This is a genomic window from Betaproteobacteria bacterium (assembly GCA_016713305.1).
Lineage (GTDB): Bacteria > Pseudomonadota > Gammaproteobacteria > Burkholderiales.
The window spans coordinates 661,953-686,560 of the sequence record JADJPK010000004.1 but is presented as its reverse complement, the minus strand read 5'-3'; the positions used below and the strand labels follow the sequence as shown (position 1 = coordinate 686,560).

General features: G+C 66.4%; 15 protein-coding genes and 3 pseudogenes. 8 read left to right on the top strand and 10 right to left on the bottom strand.

Features of this window, described 5'->3' with window-relative positions:
- Positions 1-4: 4 nt before the first annotated feature.
- From IPK20_03940 to IPK20_03925, 4 genes and pseudogenes are all read right to left on the bottom strand, one after another.
- Positions 5-313: a hypothetical protein gene (locus IPK20_03940; protein MBK8015942.1), complete on the bottom strand. Its 309-nt coding sequence runs from the start codon at positions 311-313 to the stop codon at positions 5-7.
- A gap of 142 nt (positions 314-455) precedes the next feature.
- Positions 456-1,327: pseudogene (locus IPK20_03935) on the bottom strand (alpha/beta hydrolase).
- Positions 1,328-1,367: 40 nt separating this feature from the next.
- Positions 1,368-2,273 (bottom strand): EamA family transporter, encoded by a 906-nt coding sequence (locus tag IPK20_03930; protein MBK8015941.1) that lies wholly within the window; start codon positions 2,271-2,273, stop codon positions 1,368-1,370.
- Positions 2,274-2,419: 146 nt separating this feature from the next.
- Positions 2,420-2,920, bottom strand: a complete 501-nt coding sequence (locus IPK20_03925; protein ID MBK8015940.1) for a DUF4124 domain-containing protein — start codon at positions 2,918-2,920, stop codon at positions 2,420-2,422.
- A gap of 171 nt (positions 2,921-3,091) precedes the next feature.
- On the opposite strand from IPK20_03925, the gene dnaE reads away from it, so the two are divergent.
- The gene (gene dnaE / locus IPK20_03920) at positions 3,092-6,550 is read left to right on the top strand and encodes a DNA polymerase III subunit alpha (protein MBK8015939.1); all 3,459 of its coding nucleotides are present in this window, start codon (positions 3,092-3,094) and stop codon (positions 6,548-6,550) included.
- Positions 6,551-6,665: 115 nt separating this feature from the next.
- Complete coding sequence (locus tag IPK20_03915; GenBank protein ID MBK8015938.1) at positions 6,666-7,157, top strand: WbuC family cupin fold metalloprotein; 492 nt, start codon at positions 6,666-6,668, stop codon at positions 7,155-7,157.
- Here the strand turns inward: IPK20_03915 and IPK20_03910 are convergent.
- From IPK20_03910 to IPK20_03900, 3 genes and pseudogenes are all read right to left on the bottom strand, one after another.
- Positions 7,139-7,636 (bottom strand): hypothetical protein, encoded by a 498-nt coding sequence (locus IPK20_03910; protein MBK8015937.1) that lies wholly within the window; start codon positions 7,634-7,636, stop codon positions 7,139-7,141. The genes IPK20_03915 and IPK20_03910 overlap by 19 nt on opposite strands.
- Before the next feature lie 16 nt (positions 7,637-7,652).
- Positions 7,653-8,519: a PEP-CTERM sorting domain-containing protein gene (locus tag IPK20_03905; GenBank protein MBK8015936.1), complete on the bottom strand. Its 867-nt coding sequence runs from the start codon at positions 8,517-8,519 to the stop codon at positions 7,653-7,655.
- 141 nt (positions 8,520-8,660) lie between these two features.
- Positions 8,661-9,492, bottom strand: a pseudogene (locus tag IPK20_03900) (ABC transporter substrate-binding protein).
- 376 nt (positions 9,493-9,868) lie between these two features.
- Between IPK20_03900 and IPK20_03895 the strand changes: the two are divergent.
- Both IPK20_03895 and IPK20_03890 read left to right on the top strand, forming a co-directional pair.
- A complete protein-coding gene (locus IPK20_03895; protein ID MBK8015935.1) occupies positions 9,869-13,132 on the top strand; it encodes a cobalamin-dependent protein in 3,264 nt (1,087 codons plus the stop codon).
- Between the two features lie 80 nt (positions 13,133-13,212).
- The gene (locus IPK20_03890; protein MBK8015934.1) at positions 13,213-14,097 is read left to right on the top strand and encodes a 23S rRNA (adenine(2030)-N(6))-methyltransferase RlmJ; all 885 of its coding nucleotides are present in this window, start codon (positions 13,213-13,215) and stop codon (positions 14,095-14,097) included.
- Positions 14,098-14,201: 104 nt separating this feature from the next.
- Here the strand turns inward: IPK20_03890 and IPK20_03885 are convergent, their stop codons facing one another.
- Positions 14,202-14,516, bottom strand: a complete 315-nt coding sequence (locus tag IPK20_03885) for a hypothetical protein (GenBank protein MBK8015933.1) — start codon at positions 14,514-14,516, stop codon at positions 14,202-14,204.
- 616 nt (positions 14,517-15,132) lie between these two features.
- Between IPK20_03885 and IPK20_03880 the strand changes: the two genes are divergently transcribed.
- From IPK20_03880 to IPK20_03865, 4 genes and pseudogenes are all read left to right on the top strand, one after another.
- Entirely contained in the window at positions 15,133-17,433 is a 2,301-nt protein-coding gene (locus IPK20_03880) for a PAS domain S-box protein (GenBank protein ID MBK8015932.1), read from the top strand.
- A 181-nt stretch (positions 17,434-17,614) separates the two neighbouring features.
- Positions 17,615-18,264, top strand: a pseudogene (locus tag IPK20_03875) (response regulator).
- A gap of 357 nt (positions 18,265-18,621) precedes the next feature.
- Entirely contained in the window at positions 18,622-19,317 is a 696-nt protein-coding gene (locus IPK20_03870; GenBank protein ID MBK8015931.1) for an Hpt domain-containing protein, read from the top strand.
- A gap of 51 nt (positions 19,318-19,368) precedes the next feature.
- On the top strand, positions 19,369-20,184 hold the full coding sequence (locus IPK20_03865; protein MBK8015930.1) for a hypothetical protein: 816 nt from the start codon (positions 19,369-19,371) through the stop codon (positions 20,182-20,184).
- 18 nt (positions 20,185-20,202) lie between these two features.
- On the opposite strand, the gene IPK20_03860 is transcribed toward IPK20_03865, so the two are convergent.
- Positions 20,203-22,326 (bottom strand): EAL domain-containing protein, encoded by a 2,124-nt coding sequence (locus IPK20_03860; protein ID MBK8015929.1) that lies wholly within the window; start codon positions 22,324-22,326, stop codon positions 20,203-20,205.
- Between the two features lie 173 nt (positions 22,327-22,499).
- The gene (locus IPK20_03855) at positions 22,500-24,347 is read right to left on the bottom strand and encodes a PAS domain S-box protein (protein ID MBK8015928.1); all 1,848 of its coding nucleotides are present in this window, start codon (positions 24,345-24,347) and stop codon (positions 22,500-22,502) included.
- Positions 24,348-24,608: the final 261 nt, after the last annotated feature.

The following is a 24,608-nucleotide window of genomic DNA, read 5'->3' as shown; positions in this document are numbered from 1 at the left end:
TTTCCTAGACCGCCGGGCGGGTCTTGCGCCAGGCTTCCAGGGTCTGGACGCTGCCCGGTTCCGTCTCGACGAAGATCTTGCCGTCCTTGGCCCGTACCAGGAACACGGCCCATCGTCTGGCTTCTGTCTGAGGGTTCTCGTACAGGGTGACTGCCCAGTGCTTGACGCCCTTCACGGCGCGCTGGCCGGTGAGAATTCCCGCGGGCGGACCGCCGCCCTCTTTCTTCGCGGCTTCCTCCCGCCGCTTGTCCTGCCACGCCTTCACTTCCGGCAGTTCCATCACCAGCTCGCGTGCCTCCTGCAATCCGTACACGGATGGTTTGGCGGGAGACTGCGCAGAGGCCGAAGGCCCGAAGGCGCAGACTGCGCTTGCGAGGGCAACGGCGGAGAAGAGGCCGAACGAATCGACGGCGGTTCATCGGGGGATCATTTCCAAGGGATCAAGGCTCAGGAAGTCAGGATTCGCGCAGGAACGACTCGATCGCACGGGCGAACTCTGCCGGATTGTCCTGATGCATCATGTGTCCGGCTGCGGCGATTCTACACTCGGACAAGTGTGCGAACGCTTCGCGCCGGCGGGCCCAGTCGGCCGGATCGTCTCCTGCGAAATTGCGCATCCACTCGGGATCTCCGCCCCACACCCAGAGCGTCGGCGCCGTGATGCGGCGCCAGCAGGCCAGTGCTTCTTCCTGCCGGTAGAGGACCGGATTGACGGCCTTGTGCCGTGGATCGGCCGCCGGTACCCAGCGGCCGTCGGCGCGGGGAACCGCCCAGTGTGGGGCGAGGACACGCGCGCGCTCCGGCGTGAGCCGGGGGTTGTTGCGGCACAGCCGTTCCGCCACCTCCGACAGGTTGGCGTAGGACGTGAAGCCCGCCGGCGTGCGTCCCTGGTCCAGCCAGCGGGCGTACCGATCGGGTGCTTGCCCCGGCGCAGTGAGTTTCATGCCGAAGCCTTCGGCCAGCACGAGTCTTCCGATCCTTTCGGGCCGGATTCCCGCATAGAGCCCGGCGATGTTTCCCCCATGCTGTGGCCGACCACGGCGGCCGGCACCTGGGAGCAGAAGGTATCCAGGAGCACATCGAGATCGGCGAGATAGTCCGGAAACCAGTAGCCGTCCGGAGCCCATTCGCTCAATCCGAAGCCCCTCCAGTCCGGTGCGATGACGTGCCAGCGATGACGCAGCTCGTCGACCACGAACTGGAACGAGGCCGACACGTCCATCCAGCCGTGCAGCAGCAGCAGGGGCGGATCGGCAGGCTCGCCCCAGGTGCGGACGTGGTAGCGGAGCGAACGGATGCGGACGAAGCGGGAGACGGCGGTCTTCATGGGGACGGTCGGGGGATGTGGGAATCGGCGGCTGGAATGATCAGTCGGGCGGCTGGTCCGTGAGCAGATCGTGGCGATGGCGCCTTGCGATGTGCCAGGCGTTCAGGGCGAGGGCCGCAGCGATGGTCGTCATGCCGGCAAGTTCGGCGGGACGCAGGTGCTCGCCCAGCTGCACGGCAGACGAGACGGCGGCCACGACAGGCACGGCGAGCGACGACAGGCTGGTCGTGCCGGCAGGAAGTCTGTGCAGAACGTAAAGCCACATGTACCACCCAAGTCCGGTGGCGATCACGCCGCTGAAGAGCAGGCACGCCACGAAGGGTGCGTTCCACTCGACAGGCTTCTGCGGAACGACGGCACCGATGAGCAGCATGGGCACGAGCCCCACCAGCATCTGCCAGAACGTGAACTGCAGGGCATCCGTGCCTTGGCGGTTGTGCAGCCGCTTGGCGAAGACGACGCCGGCGGCCCAGGAGATTCCGGCCAGCACCGCCAGCAGCTTCGACAGGAGCGAAGTCTGCATTTCCCACGGTTCCAGGATGGCGGTCAGCCCGGATAGCGCGAGTGCGATCGCGAGCCACTGGATGCCTCGCAGGCGCTCGCCCAGCACGGGCCACGCGAACAGCAGCACCCAGAACGGCATCGTGAAAGTAAGGATGGAGGTCTTTCCCGGACCGCTGTCCACCAGAGCCCAGGTGTTGAAGATCAGGAAGGCCGCGGTCTGGACGCACCCCACGACCGCGACGGAGCGCCACGGCATCGGCGACAGCCGCCGGCCTGACGCTGCGACGATCACCGCCAGCGTGACCGTCCCCACGGCGACACGCATCCAGGCGAAATCGAACGGCCCGGCGTAGGCCAGCGCGATCTTGGCGGCGATCCACGCGTAACCCCAGATGAGCGCGAGCGCGGCCATCACCCACGCAGCGCGCACTTCAGGGCGCATGCCCGAGGCCTCCCCGGAACGAACGGTTGCTCCGAGGCAGGGTCGATCGAGCCGCCGGCAGTTCGCGCGTCGAGGCGCGCCTGGCCGGGAGGGCGGGACCGGCGTCACGCCCGTCCGCACGAGTGGCCACGTGGCATCGAGGCGCCTCAGCGAGTTTCGTTGCGGGCCCGCAGGGCGTCGTCGAGATCCTTCCGCGCGTTCTCCACATTGCGTTCGAGTTCGGCCTGACGGTGCATGTAGGCTTCGTTGGGCCGCACTCCCCCGCCTGCGTTGCCGGTCATCTCGCCGGGCTGGGGTTCGCGGCCCCGCTCGAGCGCGACCTGGGCATCCTCGAGCGCCTTGCGCGCCCTGGTGACGCGGTCCTCGGCCGTCTGGGCCGCCTTGCGCCTCGCGTCCAGCCGGGTCTCCAGCTCGTTGCGTTTGCGTTTCTCCTCGTCGGCCCGCTTCTGCGCGGCCGCCTTCTGGTCGGCCGAAGGCGGGGGCGGCGACTCCAGAGCCTTCGATTGCGTGGCGCCCTTGAGAGGCTGGTCGGAGTAGATCACGCGGCCATCGGGCATGACGTTCTTGTACAGCGTCTGCGCGTGCGCGCACGCCGCCGCGAGGCAGACCATGCCGATGATCATCGATGAGGCGGCCGCGGCGCGCATGAACGTTCTCCCCCGGACGAGACGGAAACGATGTTGCCGCGCGAGACTTCCCACAGACCGTGCCGCGGCTTGTCGAAGCATAGACCGAAACGCCTGCGAGGTCGTTCCGCGCCGGAGTCCGGCAGACCCGGGCGTTATAGAATCCCAGATGATCCCCCGCTCGCCGACGGCATGACCGACCCCCGCTTCATCCACCTTCGCCTTCACAGCGAGTACTCCGTCGTCGACGGTGCCGTGCGCATCGACGATGCCGTCGCCCGCGCGTGCCGCGACCGCATGCCGGCACTGGCGCTCACCGACCTGTCGAACCTGTTCGGCGCGGTGAAGTTCTATCAGGCCACACGAGCCAAGGGAATCAAGCCCGTCCTCGGGCTCGACTGCTGGATCACCCACGACGAGGACCGCGACAAGCCGCATCGCCTGCTGCTGCTCGTGCAGAATCGGGACGGCTACCTGCGCCTGTGCCGCTGGCTCACTCGCGCATACCGCGAGAACCAGCACCGCGGCCGCGCGGAGATGCGGCGGGAGTGGTTCGAGGAAGAAGGCACCGCCGGACTCATCGCGCTGTCCGGAGGTCCCGCCGGTGACATCGCCCAGGCAGTGCTCTCGGGCAACAACGAGCGGGCGCGCGGCTTTGCCACCTACTGGTCCGAGCGGTTTCCCGGGCGTTTCTACATCGAGTTGCAACGGGCGGGTCATGGCGAGGCGCAGAGCGCGGAAGGCGGTCTGCTGCGCATTGCCGCCGACCTGCGTCTGCCGCCTGTTGCCACGCATCCGATCCAGTTTCTCGATCCCGAGCACTTCACCGCCCACGAGGCGCGGGTGTGCATCGCCGAGGGACAGGTCCTTGCCGACCAGCGCCGTCCGCGCCGCTTCACGCCGCAGCAATACTTCAAGTCGGCCGATGAAATGGCCGCCCTGTTCGAGGATCTGCCTGCGGCGCTCGCCAACACGGTGGAAATCGCGAAGCGCTGCAACCTCACTCTGGAACTGGGCAGGAGCAAGCTGCCGTTGTTTCCCACTCCTGCCGGCCAGAGTCTGGAGGAGTTTCTGCGCGACCAGTCGCTCGCCGGTCTGGAGACGCGGCTCGCACACCTGTATCCGGATGCGGCGGAGCGTGAAGCCAAGGCTGCGGTCTACCGGGAAAGGCTCGAGTTCGAGATCCGCACCATCGTGCAGATGGGATTTCCCGGCTACTTTCTCATCGTGGCCGACTTCATCAACTGGGCCAAGAGCAACGGCGTGCCGGTGGGCCCGGGGCGTGGATCCGGCGCGGGCTCGCTGGTCGCTTACGTGCTGGGGATCACGGACCTCGACCCGCTGCGCTACGACCTGCTGTTCGAGCGCTTCCTCAATCCCGAGCGCGTGTCCATGCCCGACTTCGACGTGGACTTCTGCCAGGACGGGCGCGATCGCGTCATCGACTACGTCCGCCGGAAGTACGGAGCCGAGTCCGTCTCGCAGATCGCGACGTTCGGAACGATGGCCGCAAAGGCCGTGGTGCGCGACGTCGGCCGGGTCATGGAGTGGAATTACAACCGCACGGACGAACTGGCCAAGCTGATTCCCTTCCAGCCCGGCAAGCTCATCACGCTGGCGATGGCGCGGGAAATGGAGCCGCGGCTCAAGGAGCGCGAGCAGACCGAGGAGGAGACGCGCGATCTCCTGGCGCTCGCCGAACAGCTCGAGGGACTCACGCGCAATGTCGGCATGCATGCGGGCGGCGTTCTGATCGCGCCGGGCAAGCTCACCGATTTCTGTCCGCTGTATTGCCAGCAAGGTTCGGACAGCGTCGTGTCGCAGTTCGACAAGGACGACGTCGAAGCCGCGGGGCTGGTCAAGTTCGACTTCCTGGGCCTCACCACGCTCACCATCCTCGACTGGACACTGCGGTTCATCCGGCTGCTCGATCCGGCCGCCGACGTGCAACTCGAGGCGCTGCCGCTCGACGATGCCGCGGCCTACCGGGTCTTCGCCACCGGCAACACGACGGCGGTGTTCCAGTTCGAATCGCGCGGAATGCGGGAGCTGCTCACGCGCGCCCGTCCGGACCGGTTCGAGGACATCATCGCGCTGGTCGCGCTCTACCGTCCGGGTCCGATGGATCTCATCCCGGACTTCATCGACCGCAAGCACGGGCGCAGCTTCGAATACCTGCATCCGCTGCTGGAACCCATTCTTCGTCCCACCTACGGGATCATGGTGTACCAGGAGCAGGTGATGCAGGCCGCCCAGGTGTGCGCCGGGTACTCCCTGGGCGGTGCGGATCTGCTGCGCCGCGCGATGGGCAAGAAGAAGCCGGAAGAGATGGCGAAGCAGCGCGCCATCTTCGTCGAGGGTGCTGCGACCAAGGGCATCGGCGAGGCCAAGGCGAACGAGATCTTCGACTACATGGAGAAGTTCGCGGGCTACGGCTTCAACAAGTCGCACGCCGCGGCGTATGCGCTGGTGGCTTACCACACCGCCTACATGAAGGCGCATCATCCTGCGGCCTTCATGGCGGCGAACCTTTCGGCGGTGATGGACGACACCGACAAGGTGCAGCTCTTTCACGAGGATGCGCGGGCGAACGACATCCGCATCCTTCCTCCGGACATCAACACCGGCGAGTACCGTTTCGTGCCGGTCGATGGAGGCAGTGTCCGCTATGGCCTGGGCGCCGTGAAGGGAACGGGCGAGAGCGCGATCGAAAGCATACTCGCGGCACGGCGCGAGGGCGGTCCGTTCCGCGATCTGTTCGACTTCTGCCGCCGCATCGACACGAGACTTGTCAACCGCCGGGTCGTCGAGTCGCTGGTGCGGGCAGGCGCGTTCGACAGCATCGACAAGGACCGCGCGCGGATCTTCGCTTCGGTGGGCATCGCGCTGGGTGCGGCGGAACAGGCGATGCGCAGCGCCAATCAGTCGAGCCTGTTCGGCGGTGCTGCGGAGTCCAGCGTTCCGGCGCTCGCGCTCGTGGATGCCCGGTGGACCGAGCACGAGCTTCTCCAGCACGAGAAGACCGCGCTCGGTTTCTACCTGAGCGGACATCCGTTCACGGCGTACCGCGCGGAGTTCGCCAACGTGGTGCGCACTCCGCTGGCCCGGCTGGCGCCTCCCCCCATGGACGAGCCCAACCGTGGCGTCGTCCTGGGAGGCGTCGTGGATTCCATCCGGTTCCAGAAGACGCAAAGCGGACGGATGATCGTCCTCATGCTGTCCGACGAGACGGGCAGCCAGGAGATCACGGTGTATAGCGAGGTCTTCGACCAGTACCGCGACATCGTGCGCGAAGATGCCGTGCTGGTGGTGGAAGCGAAGCTGCGCGCCTTCCGCCGCGGCGGTGACGACGGGGACGGCGGCACGAGCCTGCGCATCTCCGCCGAAAAACTCTACGACGTGGCTGGCGCCCGCGCCCGGTTCGCGCGCGGGCTGCGGCTCAGCATGAACGGCGAGGCCGACGCGGACCGATTGAAGAAGTTGCTTGCGCCCTATCTCAAGGGCACGTGTCCCGTCCGCATCGAGTACCGCAACGGCAAGGCGCGCTGCGAACTGCTTCTCGGGGAGCAATGGCGCGTGACGCCGGACGATCAGCTCGTGCGTTCGCTGCACGAGTGGCTGCGCGCAGACAACGTGCGCTTCGTGTACTGACTGACACCGGCCGCCGCGCAGCGCGGTTGCAGTACACTCGGAGCGTCTTCGATCGATCGTGCCGGGCTCGCATGAGCACCGTGCGATTTCCTCCTGCGACACGGCAACACCCGTCATGACATCCGCAAATCAAGTGACGCTGATCGGCGACGATCTGCTGGACCAGACAAGCCACGAAGCGCGCCGCAGCGCCCGCGGCCGCAAGAACCTCAACTTCCATGCGGCCGAGGACGCGCCCTGCAATCGGCTGCTCAATGCAGTGGAACCGGGCTCGTACGTGCAGCCGCACCGGCATCTCGACCCGGCCAAGGACGAAACCTTCATCGTGCTGCGCGGCGCCTTCGGGCTGGTGCTCTTCGACGATGAGGGTACGGTCACTCGTGCCGTGCTGCTGCGTGCCGGCGGGAACCTCGTCGGCGCCAACGTTCCTCACGGGGTGTTCCATACCGTGCTGTCGTTCGAACCGGGATCGGTCTTCTTCGAGTCCAAGGCCGGACCCTACCGGCCGCTCGCCGACGAGGAGCGCGCGCAGTGGGCGCCGAAAGAGGGGGAGACGAGCGTTCCTGCGTTCATGACTAGGCTCGAGTCCTACTTCGACCGGGGCTGATCCTCCGCGGCCGGCGACCCGGCCGGATCTGCCAGGGAAAGCGCCAGTGCTTCGATCGCCTCCATATCCGGCACGCGCTCGTCCGACCATTTCTGGTGGCGGTACTCCCGTCCCCCGCGGCCCTTCACCAGAATCTCGATGTAGGCGCTGCCCGGAGGGCGCGGTCCTCCGGGTTCGCGTGTGTGTCCCAGCAGGCGGGTACCGGCCAGAATCAGTTCGCGCCGTTGCGGTTCGGTGAGCGGGATCTCGTGGGTCGCGGGCCTGGCACCGCGTCCGGCGGACGGGACGCGCATGAGGGTGGCGGTGCCTCCGGCGCGGAGTGTCACGATGATCGTCACGCCCAGAGGATCCGGCGCCACGTAGCGGACTTCAGCCAACTCGCCGTCGCGGCGCCCGGTTCCGGAGGCGCGACATGCGCCCGCGACGGCGCACTGCCCCAGGGCGATCAGCAGCGAACGCCGAGATCGCTTCCCGGCCACGGACCCGATCGAAGGATCAATGCAACGATGACCGGCGGCGCCCGGCGGAAATCGTCACCAGCAGGCCGCACGCCAACAACGCCCAGGTGCCCGGCTCGGGGACGGCGGACAGCACGAAGTGAGGATCGAGGGCCGCCATGCCACCCACCAGCCGGTTGTAGTCGTCGAAGGGGACGAGCACCGGATCGGAAAGGAACTGGAGGAACTGGGCGTAGTAGCGGCTGTACATCACCGGATCGTCGCTGACCGCCCCGAGGCCCATGAGGCCGTCGTTGGAAAGCGTGGGGTTCACGGCACGGTCCACCGCACCGCCCAGGTATTCGTCGTACAACCCGATCATGTGCCCGAACTCGTGCGCCTTGGTCGAGTCCGACGAATCGGCGAACCACTTGATCATGCTGTCACGGCAATCGAGCGCGTTGGGGTGGGAGTTGCAGTCCCCCGGCCGCGCCGCCACCGAGACGGCCTGGTCGAAAGGCCCTTCCAGCGTCACGTCGATGCGCAGCCCGAAGCTCAGGTCGTTGGCGAGGTCGTCGATCCGGAATTTTCCGTTCCATATGGATTCGATCTCGTCTTCCGTCTGGGACTTCCAGGCCAGCTGCTGGGCCTCGGTGAAACCCAGCGCCAGAGCGAAATTGAAGGCGATTTCCACGTGCTTCACCACGTCGGTGCCGTCGAAGTACCGCTCGTAGCTCAGTTGCCATCCGAAGGACGGGACCGACACCTGGGTGGACGTGCCGGGCACCGTATAGGTGTAGGCCGGGGAGGACAGAGTCCCGTCGACCTCATCGACCACGGCGCCAGGGGGAATGGCGGCATGCGCGGCGGCGAGCGGGGCACAGACGAGCGCGGCAAGGACGGCGAAACGTGAAGCGACGTTCATGAAAGGGTCTCCTGGAGGGCCGGCTTTCGGTCGCGCGAGCCGGAATCGTGTCGCGCGCCACAGCCTGTTGGCCCGACTGTGCACCAGAGGCCTGCTTCGGCGCAAGCGCTTCGTCCTGGCACATTCGCCAGCGCGGCGGCCCTACCGGGCGCTGAGGGCGGTACGCAGTTCCCGCAGATATCTCAGCCCTTCGATGGCCCGGCTGCCGTACCAGGAGGTCATGCCGCCGTCGATGAGCGACACGTCCGGGGTGCAGCCGGGCGGTAGGGCGGCGCGCACTTCCTCCAGGTGACGCTCGCCAAAGCTGTAGGGCTCCGTGGACAGCAGCACGTGGCGGACATCGCGCAGCAGGGGTGGCGAAAGATCCACCGAGGATAGCGCGAATGCGCGACCTCCGGCACCGTGTCCCAGCCCACCAGATTCAGCATGCGCGAGATATAGGTGTCCCGCGAGACGGTCATCCAGGGAGACTTCCAGATGAAGTAGAGGACCTTTTCGCGGGGGAGCTCCTGGACGGCGACGCGGGTTGTCTCCAGCGCCATCCCGAACGTCTCGCAGAGTTCCTCCGCCCGGGCCTCGCGCCCGAAGATCGCGCCCATGAGACGGTAAAGCTTGAGATTGTCCTCGGGTTCGATGGGATGGGTGACGACCACGTTCGGGACGAAAGCCGACAGTTCCTCCACGACCGGGCGGGGTTCTCGTCGACGTTCACGATGAGGTGGGTGGGTCCCAGCTTGCGGACCTTGGGAACATCCACCGTCTTGGTACCGCCCACTTTGGGCACTCGGCGCACGGGGCCTTTGGGATGCACGCAGAACCCGGTGCGGCCCACGATCTTGTCCTCGAGACCGAGACTGAACAGCAGTTCGGTGATGCTGGGAACGAGAGAGACGATTCTGACGACGCCCGACGCGGGCTCGTGGCAGGTCCCGGCGGCATCGATGAGGCGTGGATCGGCGACTCGGTCGGGCATGGCGTGTCCTCGAAACCCGGGGGGGCCGGACGCCCGGCGCGCCGTCGCCTCCCGGGGCGGTTGCGCCAGAATTCTAGCCCGGATATTTTTCTCGCCGGGACCGCCTCGCGTGCGGCGACGGCGCCGGAAGCTCCGGCGGTCCCGACCCGATGCCCGACGGCATCGGATTGGGTCGGAGGGCGGGGCAGATGCCTGGACTCCGACGAACGGAAAACCCCGCCGTGGCGGGGGCCGCCGGGGCGGTTTCGGTTGACGTTTACGTCAACGGCAACTTGGTGCAATAATCCGCGCCCCTTCGTCCGTCAAACGGATGGCCGGCCCGCCCACGAGGCAGGCCTTCCACCGAGTCCGGCCTTTCTCATAAAGCGAGCCCGCCATGACCGATCTCTCCGTGCAGAACCAGAGCCCCGAGTTCAAGACCGTCAACAAGGTCCGATTCGTCACCGCCGCCAGCCTGTTCGACGGCCACGACGCGTCGATCAACATCATCCGGCGTCTGCTGCAGTCCAACGGCGCCGAGGTCATCCATCTCGGCCACAACCGTTCGGTGGACGAGATCGTGACGGCAGCGATCGAGGAAGACGCCCACGGTGTCGCCGTGTCGTCCTACCAGGGCGGGCACGTGGAATACTTCCAGTACATGATCGACCTGCTGCGCAGCCGCGGCGCCGGCCACGTGAAGGTTTTCGGAGGCGGCGGTGGCGTGATCGTCCCCCAGGAAATCGCGCATCTGCAGTCGTACGGGGTGGAGCGGATCTACTCGCCCGAAGACGGCGCCAGCATGGGCCTGGTGGGGATGATCCAGGACATGCTCAAGCGCTCGGACCGGGACATCGCCAGCGAGGTGCCGGCCCATCTGGACGGGCTGACGGCAGGCGAGCGCCATGTCCTGGCCCGGGTGATCTCCGCGCTCGAGAACGAAGTCCTCCCCGATTCATTGCGCGCCGAACTCAACCGCCAGGCCGCCGGCCGCGGCAAGGTGCCGGTGCTGGGAATCACCGGCACCGGCGGCGCCGGCAAGTCCTCCCTCACCGACGAGATCATCCGCCGGTTCCGTCTGGATCAGAGAGACCGCCTGAAGATCGCCGTCGTCGCGGTCGACCCCTCGCGCAGGAAGTCCGGCGGCGCCCTGCTCGGCGACCGGATCCGCATGAACGCGAACCATCATCCCAACGTCTTCTTCCGTTCGCTGGCCACCCGCGAAGCGGGCAACGAAATCGCCGCCTGCCTGCCGGATGTGATCTCCGCCTACAAGGCCGCAGGCTTCGACCTCATCGTCGTGGAGACGTCCGGCATCGGCCAGGGTGACGCTGCGATCGTGCCGCTCGTGGACACCTCGCTGTACGTGATGACGCCGGAGTTCGGGGCCGCGAGCCAGCTCGAGAAGATCGACATGCTGGACTTCGCGCATTTCGTGGCGATCAACAAGTTCGACCGGCGCGGCGCGGAAGATGCCCTGCGGGACGTCAGCAAGCAGATGCAGCGCAACCGCGAGGCGTTCACCACGGCGCCGGACAAGATGCCCGTGTTCGGGACCATCGCTTCCCGCTTCAACGACGACGGCGTGACGGCCCTGTACGGAGCGCTTTCCGCCGAGCTCGCCGGCAAGGGGCTCGCGCTGGAGCCCGGCGCACTGCCCCGGCTGTCGATCCGCTCGTCCTCGGCCGTGAAGGCCGTCGTGCCGGCTGCCCGCGTGCGTTACCTCGCGGACATCGCCCACGCGGTCCGCGACTACAAGGCCCAGGCGCTGGTGCAGTCTCGCATTGCCCGCGAGCGTCAGCAGCTCTCGGCATCGCTTGCCATGCTGAACGCGGAGTGCAAGGAGTCGTCCCCGTCGCTCGAGGCGCTGATCAGTGTCCGCGATCAGAAGCTCGACCCCAAGGCGCGCAAGCTGCTGGAGATGTGGCCCGATCTGCAGAAGGCCTACTCGGGCGATGAATACGTCGTGAAGATCCGGGACAAGGAGATCCGCACCGAACTCACGACGACCTCGCTTTCCGGCACCAAGATCCGCAAGGTGGCCCTGCCGCGATACGAGGACCACGGCGAGCAGCTGAAGTGGCTCATGCTGGAGAACGTCCCCGGCTCCTTCCCCTTCACGGCAGGGGTGTTCGCCTTCAAGCGGGAGAACGAAGACCCCACCCGGATGTTCGCCGGTGAAGGAGACCCGTTCCGGACCAACCGCCGGTTCCATCTTCTTGCCAAGGACATGCCGGCCAAGCGCCTGTCCACGGCCTTCGACTCGGTGACGCTGTACGGCTTCGACCCCGATCTGCGTCCGGACATCTACGGCAAGGTCGGCAATTCCGGCGTGTCCATCGCGACGCTCGAGGACATGAAGGTGCTCTACTCCGGCTTCGACCTGTGCGCGCCCAACACGAGCGTGTCCATGACGATCAACGGGCCTGCGCCCACGATGCTCGCGATGTTCATGAACACGGCGATCGACCAGCAGGTCGACAAGTTCCGCGCCGACAACGGCCGCGAGCCCACGGAGGACGAAGCGGAGAAGATCCGCGAGTGGACGCTGCAGACCGTGCGGGGCACGGTGCAGGCGGACATCCTCAAGGAAGACCAGGGACAGAACACCTGCATCTTCTCGACGGAGTTCTCGCTCAAGGTCATGGGCGACATCCAGGAGTACTTCGTGCACAACGGCGTCAAGAACTTCTACTCCGTGTCCATTTCCGGCTATCACATCGCCGAGGCGGGCGCGAATCCGATCAGCCAGCTCGCGTTCACGCTCTCCAACGGGTTCACCTTCGTGGAGGCCTACCTCGCGCGGGGCATGCACATCGACGACTTCGCGCCCAACCTGAGCTTCTTCTTCAGCAACGGCATGGATCCCGAGTACACCGTGATCGGCCGCGTCGCGCGCCGCATCTGGGCCACCGCGATGAAATTCCGCTACGGCGCCAACGAGCGCAGCCAGAAGCTCAAGTACCACTGCCAGACGTCCGGCCGCAGCCTGCACGCGCAGGAGATCGACTTCAACGACATCCGCACGACGCTGCAGGCACTGATCGCCACCTACGACAACGCCAACAGCCTCCACACCAACGCCTACGACGAAGCCATCACCACGCCCACGGAGGAATCGGTCCGCCGGGCCATGGCGATCCAGCTCATCATCAACCGCGAATGGGGCCTCGCCAAGAACGAGAACCCGAACCAGGGCAGCTTCATCATCGAGGAGCTCACCGAGCTCGTGGAGGAGGCCGTCCTGGCGGAGTTCGAGCGGATCAGCGAGCGGGGCGGCGTGCTCGGTGCCATGGAAACCGGCTACCAGCGCGGACGCATCCAGGAGGAATCGCTCTACTACGAGCACAAGAAGCACGATGGCTCCTATCCGATCATCGGCGTGAACACCTTCCGCAACCCGCACGGCGATCCGATTCCGGCCACGCTCGAGCTCGCGCGCTCCACCGACGAGGAGAAGCGCTCGCAGCTCGACCGCCTGCGCAAGTTCCACGAGGACCATTCGACCGAGAGCAGCCAGATGCTGGCGCTTCTGCAGCAGGCCGTCATCGACAACGGGAACATCTTCGAAGTGCTGATGGACGCCGTTCGCTGCTGTTCCCTCGGGCAGATCTCGCACGCCCTGTTCGAGGTGGGCGGACAGTACCGAAGGAGCATGTGAGGCACGATCGGCTGTCCGCGGCGGCCGGAATCGATTCCCGGCCGCTCCGGCGGTCCGGCTGCCTCACCTGAGTCCTCCCCGTGCTCGCCTACCGTCACGCCTTCCACGCTGGCAATCACGGCGACGTGCTCAAGCACGTGTTGCTGGTGGCCGCGCTCAACCATCTCAACGCCAAGGACAAGCCATACTGGGTGGTCGACACGCACGCCGGCGCGGGCGGCTATGCGCTCTCGACAGGCTATGCGCAGCAGCGCGCGGAGTACGAGTCGGGCATCGGCAGGCTGTGGTCGAGAAGCGATCTTCCGCCCCTCGTCCGCGACTACGTCGAACATGTCCGGGCGTTCGATCTCGCCCATGCGTCGCCGCGCGCCACGGGTGAATCGGCGGGAAGCGAATCCTTCCCGCGCCAGTACCCCGGTTCCCCGGAGCTCGCCCGCGCACTGCTGCGCAGCCAGGACCGTCTGCGGCTTTTCGAACTCCATCCCACCGATCACGAGATCCTTGCAGCCCACTTTGCGGACGAGAAGCGAGCCAAGGTGGAGAACAGGGATGGCTATGGGGCGATCAAGGCCCTGCTGCCGCCACCCTCCCGGCGGGGACTCGTGTTCATGGATCCGCCCTACGAGCTGAAGACGGACTACCCCAAGGTGCTGGAAGCGGTCGAGGAGGGTCTGCGGCGTTTCGCGCACGGCATGTTCATGATCTGGGTGCCCGCGCTTTCGCGCCGCGAACCGCAGACGCTGATCGACCGGCTCAAGGCGCTGCCGGTGTCGGACTGGCTGCTGGCCAGTCTCATCGTGTCCGAACCGGACGAAGGCGGATTCGGCATGCTGGGGAGCCACGTCTTCATCGTGAACCCGCCCTGGACGCTGGCGGCCCAGCTGGAGAGGGAACTCGGCTTCCTGGCGCGGACGCTGGCCCGGTATCCCGGGTCACATCACAGACTCGAGCAGCGCGCGAGCTGACGCCGGCCCGGCTGTCGCCTTCAGTCCGGAACGATGCGCACCGCGTAGTTGGGCGGCAGATGCTGCGTCACGGTCGTCCATGAGTCCCCGGAGTCTTCCCAGATTCACAGGTTGCCGGTGGTCGATCCCATGGCGAGCAGCGTCCCGGAGGCATCGATGTCCAGCCCGTGGCCGTACACCAGATCGTAGGCCGGTCCCCGTGGCAGACCTTCGGAGAGCACCTCGAAGGACTTGCCGCCATCGCGGGTGCGGGTGACCACCAGCCGCGCTTCCACGGGTACGCGCAATTCGTCCCGGGTCGCGGGCACGAACCAGACGGTGATGGGTTCGCCATTGCTGCGCGGATCCACCGCGACGGAGTGGATTCCGGGATGTTCGTAGCCGCCTCCGAACCACTCCAGCTGCTGGGACGATCCCATAGCGGCCGCACGAGATGGAAGACATCCCCCAGCACCTGGCGCACCGTATCACCGCGGGCCTCGCATGACGGCGCGGAGATGTGTCGCTGCGGCTGCGGGGTGAAGTGGACGATGGGCATCGCGAGCGTGGCCGCCAGCTCGGGCCGGGAGCGCCCGGTCTACGCGGCCTCGCGGCCGCGCTCCGTGCAACATGGCTGTCACTTCCCCCTCGGATCCCGTCGAGGGAAGGCTTCCGGCCCCGGGTCGCGCCGTCTTCGCGTTGACCCTCCGACACCGATTTGCCAGAATCCCAGTTGTTGCAGTCCTTCCGAGTCCTCCCGACGCCGACTGGAACGCGTGTCACGACGGGCCGCCAACTCCCCGCGGTCTGGGCGAATCCCTCACGAATCCCTTTGCGGATTGCTGGAGTTCTCGATCATCGTGACGCAAGCAGGCGCCTATTCCCAGCCCAGGTTTCGTCCAGGTCCCACCACGTGCGATTGCGCCTTCGATCGCGCCGAGGAAGAAGATTGATGAGTGCAGCACAGCCATACCCGCTTTTCCCGGAGCGGGATGAGCAGGGGACGGCCGGCAGCACGTTGGCCGGCAGCCGCCACTACGCCTCGCGTGAACTTCGATGAGTTTTCGCGACACGATGACGTTCCAGAGTTCCGCTGTGGCGGGAGCGGTCGCGAGCCCTGCCGGGCCTTCCCGACTGTCCGGGTCCGTCACCGCGGCCGGGGATCGGGACTTTGTGCCGGATTTCTGGCGATTGGCGTTCCAGGAACTGCCATTGCCCGTTTGTGCGTTCGATCCTGGAACATTCGAGGTCGTCTTCTCCAATCGCGAGTGGATGTCGCTTCAGAGCAAGCGCGCGGCCTCGGATCGGCCGACGAGTCTCCAGGGTCTGTTCGGCAGCGAGTGGTCACGATTCTGCGAGGAACTCTCCGCCGATGTGGACAAAGGGCAGCCGTTTGCGCTGCCGAGGACCTATCGAGGAGAGGGCGGACTGATCCTGTCCGTGAGAAGGCTCGCCGCGAATTCCGCGCCCCCGGAAGTCGCCCTGCTGTCGGTGGCTTCCGCGTCCGCAATCGCACCTGCGTTCGAATCGGTTCCACCCCAGGGCGACGGACTCATGGACCTGTCCAGCGAGTGGCTCTGGGAGCAGGACGAGGAATTCCGATTCACCTGGTTCTCTCCCAACATCTACCGCATTCTCAAGATCGAGGCGTCCCAGAGCAGCGTGGGCAAGACGCGCTGGGAGATCGCTCCCATGGACGTGCCGGAAGATCGCTGGCGGGAACACCGGCAGACGCTTCTGCGCCGGGAACCGTTCCGCGATTTCATCATGACCCGCAAGGGCGGCGATGGCCGGCTGCACACGCTCAGCATCAGCGGTATCCCCGTCCACGACGGCGCCGGCGCTTTCCGCGGATATCGGGGGGTGGGCCGCGACATCTCCCGCAGCCGCTCGGTCGAGGACGCGTTGCGGGAGAGTGAAGCCCGCATCCGGGCGCTCGTGGAGCTGTCCGCCGATTACTACTGGGAACAGGACGAACGACTGCGCTTCACGCAGATCTCTTCCGGACACACCGGTTCCGCGGTGTGGAAGCGCATGATCGGCCGCACTCTCGACGAGTGCAGCCATGACGCGCTCAGCGAGCCGGGTCTCGCGGAGTACGCCGAAGCGACGCGCGAACTGCGAAGCTATCGCGGTCTCATCGTGCGATGTGGCGACGACCATGGCGACATGCGTGTGCTCTGCGTGAGCGGCATGCCCGTGTTCGACCGGGACGGCGCGTTCCGGGGCTATCGAGGTGTCGCGCGGGACACGACAGAGAGATGCGCCGCGGAAGAGGCATTGCGGGAATCGGAAGAGCGCTTCCGCCTGCTTGCCGAGAACATGCGCGATGTCTTCTGGATCGTCGACGCGTCCGCGCGCAACTTCCTTTACGTGGGCCGCAGTTGCGAACGCGTGTGGGGCGTGCCGCGGGAGAAGGTGTACGAGGACGCCCGCGTCTGGCACGGACTGCTGCACCCCGACGACCGGGACCTCGTGCAGACGTTCCTCCAGACGGTGCAGGAAGGCGAACCGATCGACGCGGAGTTCCGCATCGTGCGTCCCGATGGAACGACGCGCTGGCTGTCCGCACGTTCGTCCATCATGGTGAACGGACGCGGCGAGCGGCTGACGTGCGGCATCACCGAAGACATCACCGAGCGCAAGCTGCGTCACGACAGGGCGCTGGAGCTCGCCGCACGTCAGCGTGACGCGTTGGTGCGCGAGGTTCACCACCGTATCAAGAACAACCTTCAGGGTGTGGTGGGACTTCTCCGGCGCGAGGGAGTGAACAAGCCGGCGTTGCGGGAACTCGTGGACTGCGCGGTGACGCAGGTGCAGGCGGTGGCGACGATCCACGGAATGCAGGGCCGGTCCAGCCGGATGCACCTGCGTCTCGGCGAGATGGTGCAGGAGATCGTGAACATGCTGCAGTCGATCAGCTACGGGCCGCTGCAATGTTCGGTGAGCATTCCTGCCGGGGCCGACATGATCGTCGCCGAGGGGGAGGCGGTCGCGCTCGCACTCATCCTGAACGAATTGCTGCTCAATGCGGTCAAGCACTCTTGCGGCGGCAGCGCCGGTACACGGGTCCTGGTGGAGGCGCCGGACGGCCATGCGCAGATCACGATCCGGAACGCCGGAACGCTTCCCGCTTCCATGCGGTTTCCCGACGAAGGCCTGGGAGCCGGTCTGAGTCTGGTCAAGGCGCTCCTGCCCGGATCGGGTGTGGAGGTGTCGTTCGAGCAACTGAATGACGAGGTGTGTACCCGGGTCGGGGTGACCGAACCGGTGCTGTGCAACCGGCGAGAGGGGAACTCGCCGGATCCGGCGGCCGTTCCGGCCGCACCGCGGCGAGTCCCGGGGAAGAACTCATGAAATGTGGAGGGGTGCGTGCAATGGCAGGGCGGGGACTGGCGGGATCGGACGCCTCGCAGCAGCCGCATCCTGCCGTGGCCGAGTGCCGGCCGGAGCTTCCGCGGACTGCTGTGGCCGATGAGCAACGAGACCGCAAGCCGGACGAACCGGCTGCGATTGCATGATTTTGGGGGAAACGACGATGAATGACCATGCACAAACCGAAACTCAGCGCGGCCAGAGAGCCAGCCTGCTGCTCGTCGACGACGATCGGCTGGTCCTTGCCACGCTTTCGGACGGTTTGCGGGAGATGGGTTACCGGGTTTCGGTGGCGGCGTCCGGCCGCGAGGCCATGGAGGCGATTGGACGGGAGACCTTCGATCTCGTGATCCTGGACGTGCGCATGCCCGGCATGGACGGGATCGAGGTCGCGGCCCGGCTGCGGGAGACGGGCGGTCCTCCCCCTTCATCTTTCTGTCGGCCTACGGCGATCTGGACATCGTGCGCCAGGCGTTCGAGAACGGGGCGCTCGGCTATCTGCTGAAGCCGATCGACATTCCGCAGATCGTGCCGTCCATCGAAGCCTCGCTCGTGCGGGCCGCCGAGATCGGCCGGTTGCGCGAATCCGAAAGCCGGCTGGGCAACGCGCTGGTCATCGAGCAGAAGACGCGCACGGCCGTGGGCGTGCTGATGGAGCGCTACCGCATCGACCGGCAAGCGGCCTTCGAAGTGCTGCGCCACCACGCGCGCTCGTCCCGACGCAAGATCAGCGAGTGCGCGGAGGACATCCTCAAGGCCGTCGAGCAACTCAACAAGCTGACCCCGCCGAAGGACCACATCAATCGGCCATGATGGAGTTCGCGCGCGCGCCGCTCGTCGCCCGAAGATCGCTAAAGAACGACCGCGCATCGTCGTAATTCCGGTCAAGGACCTTGCGGGCGGCGTTCCTTTTCGATCCGCTGCCAAGAGCGTCCACACCGTCTCGCCGACCTAATTCCTGTCGGCCACCATCTGCCAGTGTGCTTGGGGGTCGAACATGGAGTCTTCCGTCGGGGCGCGGTCAGCACCCCTCACAGCAAGTATTGCGCATGTCCCGGAGCGCACATTCCCCCTGCCGGACGCATCGCGCGTTCGTTCCTGCGTGAAGGGAATCGGTCCGCGGTTCGAAGGCGCCCGCCGTAAATGCTGCCGGCAGCAGGGGTGCCGGTCATGAGCGCGTCGCACGCACTCCCACGCGGCGTCTACGTTACCGAGGCATCGCAGCACGTGCGCCAGGCGCGCGGCTGCATTCCGTTCCTGGATGGACCGCCGGCCGATGCCGGCGAGTCGCTGGAGAAGATGTTCCGTGCGGTCTGCACGATCCGGGGTGGCGCAGCGACCTTCGGTTTTCCGGATATCGCGTCCATCAGTCATGTGGTGCAGTCTCTGGTGGACCAGATCCGGCAAGGCGGCCTGCGTCCCACGCCCTCCCTCAAGCGCACGCTGTGTGAGGCGCTGGATTCGATCGATACGCTGCTCTCCCGGACGGCTCGCGCCGAGGTGGCGCCGGCGACGACCAGACAGGAACCCACCGAAGAAGTGGACGGTTGCGACGACCTCAAGCAAGTCCCGGCCACCGAGATCGTGGACGTCGTGCTGCGGCCATTCGACTACGACGCGCTCCATCGCGTGGTGACGCAGCTCGACGACGAGGGCCTGGTGCGGCTGCTGTATGGCCCGGATCTTCTGCCGTGCGGCAGGGTGCATTGCGTGCTGCAGCCCGCGGATCCCGACGCGACGCTCCGCCTCCATACCCGGCTGTCGTCGGTCGCCGCGCCATGCGCATTCAATGCGGACGCCGGTGAACCCGGCGGCGAGCCGGTCGGATGCAACGCGGGAAAGGGCAACTTCCCGCTCACGGACTGACCTTCGCATGCCGTTGCCAGCCACCCACCGAAAAATTCCGGCCGCGATGTCATGACTCGAGTCCACCAGCACAAGATCCGGCGGCTCATCGCCGAGCGCACCGGCCTGGTTCTTTCGCATGTTCTCGAACAGCACGTGTACGAGCACATCGTGATCCGCGCCGCCGAATCGGAAGCGGCCGGCATGGATCGCTATGTCGAGGCACTCGAGGATCCGCACGCGACGGAATGGGGCGATCTGCTGGATCTGCTCCTTGCCCACGGCGAGTTCGACTTCGATGCAGGCAACCGTCTGCAGCGTGCACTGGATCGCGTCGCGCACGTCCGAGCCCGGATTCCGCACATATGGATATGTGGCTGCGGCTTCGGAGAGAGCGCGTACTCGGCTGCGTTCTTCCTCGCCGAGCAGCGAGACTGCCGCGAATTCCCGGCCCGCATCCTCGCGACCGACGTCCATCCCGACGCACTCGCTGCAGCGTCAGCCGGCGTGTATCCCCTGCGCTGCGTCACGAGAATGGCGCACGACAGGGCGTCCCGGTTCTTCCTTCGCGGCACGGGAGGATGGAGCAGGTTCGCGCGGGTACGCGCGGAGTACCGGCAGACGATCGAGTTCCGCAGGCTGGACGTCGGGCTGCCGGTGTGGCCGGCGTGGGGCCCGTTCGACGTGATATTCGTCACGGGCAAGGCTTTCGGCCAGGCCGGCCGACCTCCGCTGCTCATCCGTCAGAGATTGGACAGTCTCCTGCGCGACGACGGAGTCGTCGCATGGGAGCCGATGCGGTGGAACGACCGGTACGAGGCGCAGACGTCCGTGCCGGTCCGGCTTGCGGACAGATCGGCGAGGGTGGAGCGCCGGCCCACCGCGTGAGAGCCGGGGAGGGTTCGCTCACCCGGCCGGCACATTGCGCGGAACCCAGCATGCGGCGACCTTCGTCAGCGCGTCGACGGTCATCGGGCGCCCGAACAGGAATCCCTGGGCGCATTCGCATCCCATGGAGGCGAGCAGGGCGTGCTGTTCCGGTGTTTCCACGCCTTCGGCCACGATACCGATTTCCAGGGCACGGCCGAGGGACACCATCGCTCTGACGATGGAACGTGCGTCATCGTCCGCCATCGCATCGTGGACGAACGAGCGGTCGATCTTGAGCACGTCGACCGAGAACCGGCGCAGGTAGCTCAGCGAGGAATGACCCACGCCGAAATCGTCGACGGCGAGCCGCACCCCGCGCCGCTCGAGACTGTGCAGCGCGGACATGGTCGCCGGCACGTTCTCCATCAGCGTGCCCTCGGTGATCTCCAACTCCAGCAGCGACGGCGCCAGTCCGGAACGCATGAGTGCCTGTTCCACCAGGGACGGGAGCCGTGGGTCCTTGAACTGTCCGTTGGACAGATTGACGGCCACCCGCAGGCTGCACCCAAGCCGGCTGTTCACCCGGGCGATGTCCCGGCAGGCCCGCGAAATGACCCATTCGCTCAGCGTGGCGATCTGGCCGATGTCCTCGAGCAGACGGATGAACGTGTCCGGCATGACGGTGCCGCGGCGCGGATGGTGCCAGCGAAGAAGCGCCTCCACTCCGATGAGGCGGCCGGAGAGCATGTCCACCTGGGGCTGATACATGAGCGCGAACTCCTGCCTCGCTGCCGCGCCACGCAGGTCCGTTTCCAGCGCCAGGTTCTCCTGCGCTGTTGCGCTCATCTCCGGGCGGAAGAAGGAGAAGCCATTGCGACCCGTGTTCTTGGCGTCGTACATCGCGATATCGGCGTGTTTGAGGAGCGTGGCGGGGTCCGCGCCATCCTGAGGATGGATCGCGGCACCGATGCTTGGAGACACGTAGAGGGCACGGCCCAGCACGTCGAAGGGAGGAGCAAAGCCGGCCACGATCTTCTCCACCACCCTCCTGCAGTGGGCGAGACCCTGAAGATCCCGCAGGATCACGGTGAACTCATCTCCGCCGAGACGTGCCACCGTGTCGGATTCCCGCAGACAGGCCCGCAGACGAAGGGCGACGCAGCGCAGCAGTTCGTCTCCCGCCTCGTGCCCCAGCGTGTCGTTGATGAGCTTGAACCGGTCGAGATCCAGATAGAGCAGGCCCACCGGCTTGCCGCTCCTGCCGCAAGCGGTGATCGCCTGTGCCAGCCGATCCAGGAACAGGTTGCGGTTGGGCAGTCCGGTCAGAACGTCGAAGTTGGCCAGCTGGTTGAGCCGCTCCTCGATGGAGACTTGCTGCGAGACGTCCCTTGCCGTCGACACATAGTGAGTGATCCTGCCGGCGCCGTCGCGGATGGGGCTGATGGTCTTCTCTTCGTGGTACAGCTCGCCGTTCTTGCGCCGGTTCACGAAGCGGCCGCGGAAGACGTTTCCGCTCGAGAGCGTGCTCCACAACGACCGGTAGAAGTCCCTTCCGTGCAACCCGCTGCTCACGAGCCGCATGCTGCGGCCCCTTGCCTCGCTCCATTCGTAACCGGTCACCTCCTCGAACGAGCGGTTGACATACTCGATCGTCCCGCGCGAGTCGGTCACGGCGATGGCGTCTCCGGTCTGTTCGACGGCCACGGCCAGACGCTCGGTCTCCTGCAGTCTGCGCTGCAGCGGGGACGAATCGCCCACCACGAAGTGGCGCACACTGGTGCCGCTTGCCTGCAACTGGCACCGGGACAGGGTGGCGGGAAACCGTTCTCCGTCCGGACGCATCGCAGTTACACGCAGGACGGCTCCGGCAACCCCGATGTCCGGCGGAAGATCTCCGTTCCGTGCGAGCCACTGGCCCGGGAAGGCGCAGGAAGGGAACAGCGCCAGGAGCGGCCGGCCGATCAAGTCCTGGCGGGAACACCGGAATATGGCCTCCGCGTGTTCGCAGGCATCGACGAGGTTGTCCCGTTCGTCCGCGACGAGCAGGCCGTGGGTGATCAGAGTGTCGCTGTAGTCCCGGGCCGCCGCAGCCGCATTGGTGCCTTCGCCGCCACGGGCAGGCCTGCGCCAGTGCAGAGCGCCATCGAGGGAGTGCCCCATCCGCTTCCTCCATCCTGCCGACGGGTCCTGAGCGGTCCGGAGGCAGGGATATCGTTGCGGCGGAAGGTCGGCCGGAGTGTCCAAGGAGCGCCGCTTAGAGTGGGCGGCGCGTGCCCGGGGCACGACAGCAGAGGGTCGCGCCGGAGCACTGGGAATTCTATCCCTGTCTTTCCTTACTGTCGCGCGGCATCGGGCAGCTGCACCCGAATGTAGGGATCGGTGAGCGTCACCGCGGTGCGGACGCCCTCCGGTGTGTTGCAGATCTCGACCGACATGCCCGCTCCAGGCATCAGCGCGCGAACCAGACCGAGACCGGTGCCGGCATCGGTGTGTTCGTCGAACCGGAAGGCCGCAGGCAGGACGCCGGAATTGCTGATCACGACGCGGATCTGGTCCTCTGCGTGGTCCAACCCCACGCTCACGTGGGTCCCGGGTCCCTTCGCGTGCTTGACGGCATTCATCATGAGTTCGTTCAGTACGAGAGCGATGCCGGCGGCTTCGCCTTCGAGGACGCCGTAGCGCCGATGCGCTGCGTCCGACTGCTGCAGAAGAATCGGCTGTGCCGTGAGTTCCTCGAGCATTCGCGCAATGGCGCTCACGATGTCGCACACGGCCACCCGGTCGGAGCCGCGGCCGGACTGGAGTCCGTGCACCAGCGCGATGGACTGCACCTGCGAGATCGCCGCTTCGAGCGGCGCCGATCGCCCCCCGGAAAGTCTCGCGTGCTTGCGCAGCAGACCCACGACACCCTGGAGGCTGTTCTTGATCCGATGATGGACCTCGCGCACGAGGACGTCACGCTGGCGTTCCGCATCCTCCAGAAGCCGCCGCTGGTGCTGCACGCGGTCGGTGATGTCCTCGGTGACGCCGCAGACGAGCATCCGCCCCCGCCGGTCCTTCATCGGAGTCGAACGAGCTGTCAACCAGCGTGCCTGTCCGTCCGGCCGGACAATGCGGAAGTCCACTGTCACGCTCTCGCCTTGCCTCTGACGCTCCACGGCGTCGTCCAGGTTCGGCAGGTCTGCAGGATCGACCAGCTCGCGCCAGGCGCCCGGATTGTTCCTCGCTTCGTCGGGCGTCAGCCCCCATACGCGCTGCACGGCAGAGCCGAGGTACTCGATGCGCTCGAGCGAGGGGTCGCTGATCCACAGCACCTCCTGCGTGTTGTCGGTGATGAGCCTGAACTGCTCGAGCGTGTCCTCGAGATCCGTTCGGGTCTCTCGTTGTGCGGTGATGTCCTCGCCCGTGGCACAGATGCTCACGGTTCCAGTCTCGACAGAGGTCTGGAACGTGTACTGCTCCCTGAGCCACCGGATCGTTCCGTCCGGCCGGACCATCCGGTGTTCCGAAACGAGCCTTTCGGACCTGGGACCGTGCAGCCACGTCTCAAACCTTTCCAGGTAGTAAGGTCGATCGGCGGGGTGGATGGATCGCACGCGGGCGGACGGATCACTGCAAAGACCCGTCGCCGTCATTCCACTCAGGGTCTCGTAGGCAGGATTGACATACTGGAGGCGCATCTCGCCGTCATCGAATTCCGCGAACCAGACCGTGGCTTCGATGTTCTGGATCAGTTGGCGGAAGCGATCGCGCAGGTCCCGCACGGGATGCAGGGAGTCTGGGAGACCTGGCACCTCCCGATCTCGCCCGGGCGATCCATCCGCCAGAATGTCACCGAGCGTTCTGCGGTCGGTCAGGTCACGGACGTGCAGGAGAGCGGTCAATGCGCCGTCCGGGCCCAGCGGGGCAACGGCGGCATGCACCTCGAAGTGCCAGACTCCGTCCGAAAGCACTGCCGGGAACTCCACCGCGCGCGGGGCTGCGTGTGTGAAGACATGATCAAGGGCAGCTTCGAGGGCGTCCACGCATGCCTCGGGCAGCGCCAGCTCCTTCAGCAGCCGGCCCGTGCAACCGGCAGCGTCGACGCCCCACCGGGCAACGGCGCGGCTGGCGAGAAGGCATCGTCCGTCGCGGTCGAAGCAGAACTGGATGTCGGGAGAGAGGTCGCAGAGCGCGCTCAAGAGCGCGTAACCGGAGGGTGGCGCTCCAGTGGGGGACACATGCGGCGCCGCGATCATCGTGGAATTGCCCGATGGAGAAGTCCCCTTCGACTCCGGGCGGAGTTTCGTTCGCGGCGCAGCAGGCAATTTATTTCCGATATTGCTCATCCGATCCCCATCACTCCGGACCGCAGGGGATACGTTGGTGTGGCATGGGGTCGAAGCACCGCGGGGATTCGGCGGCACGCGAAGACGCTTTCGGTGAACGGCGAGGGCCGCAAG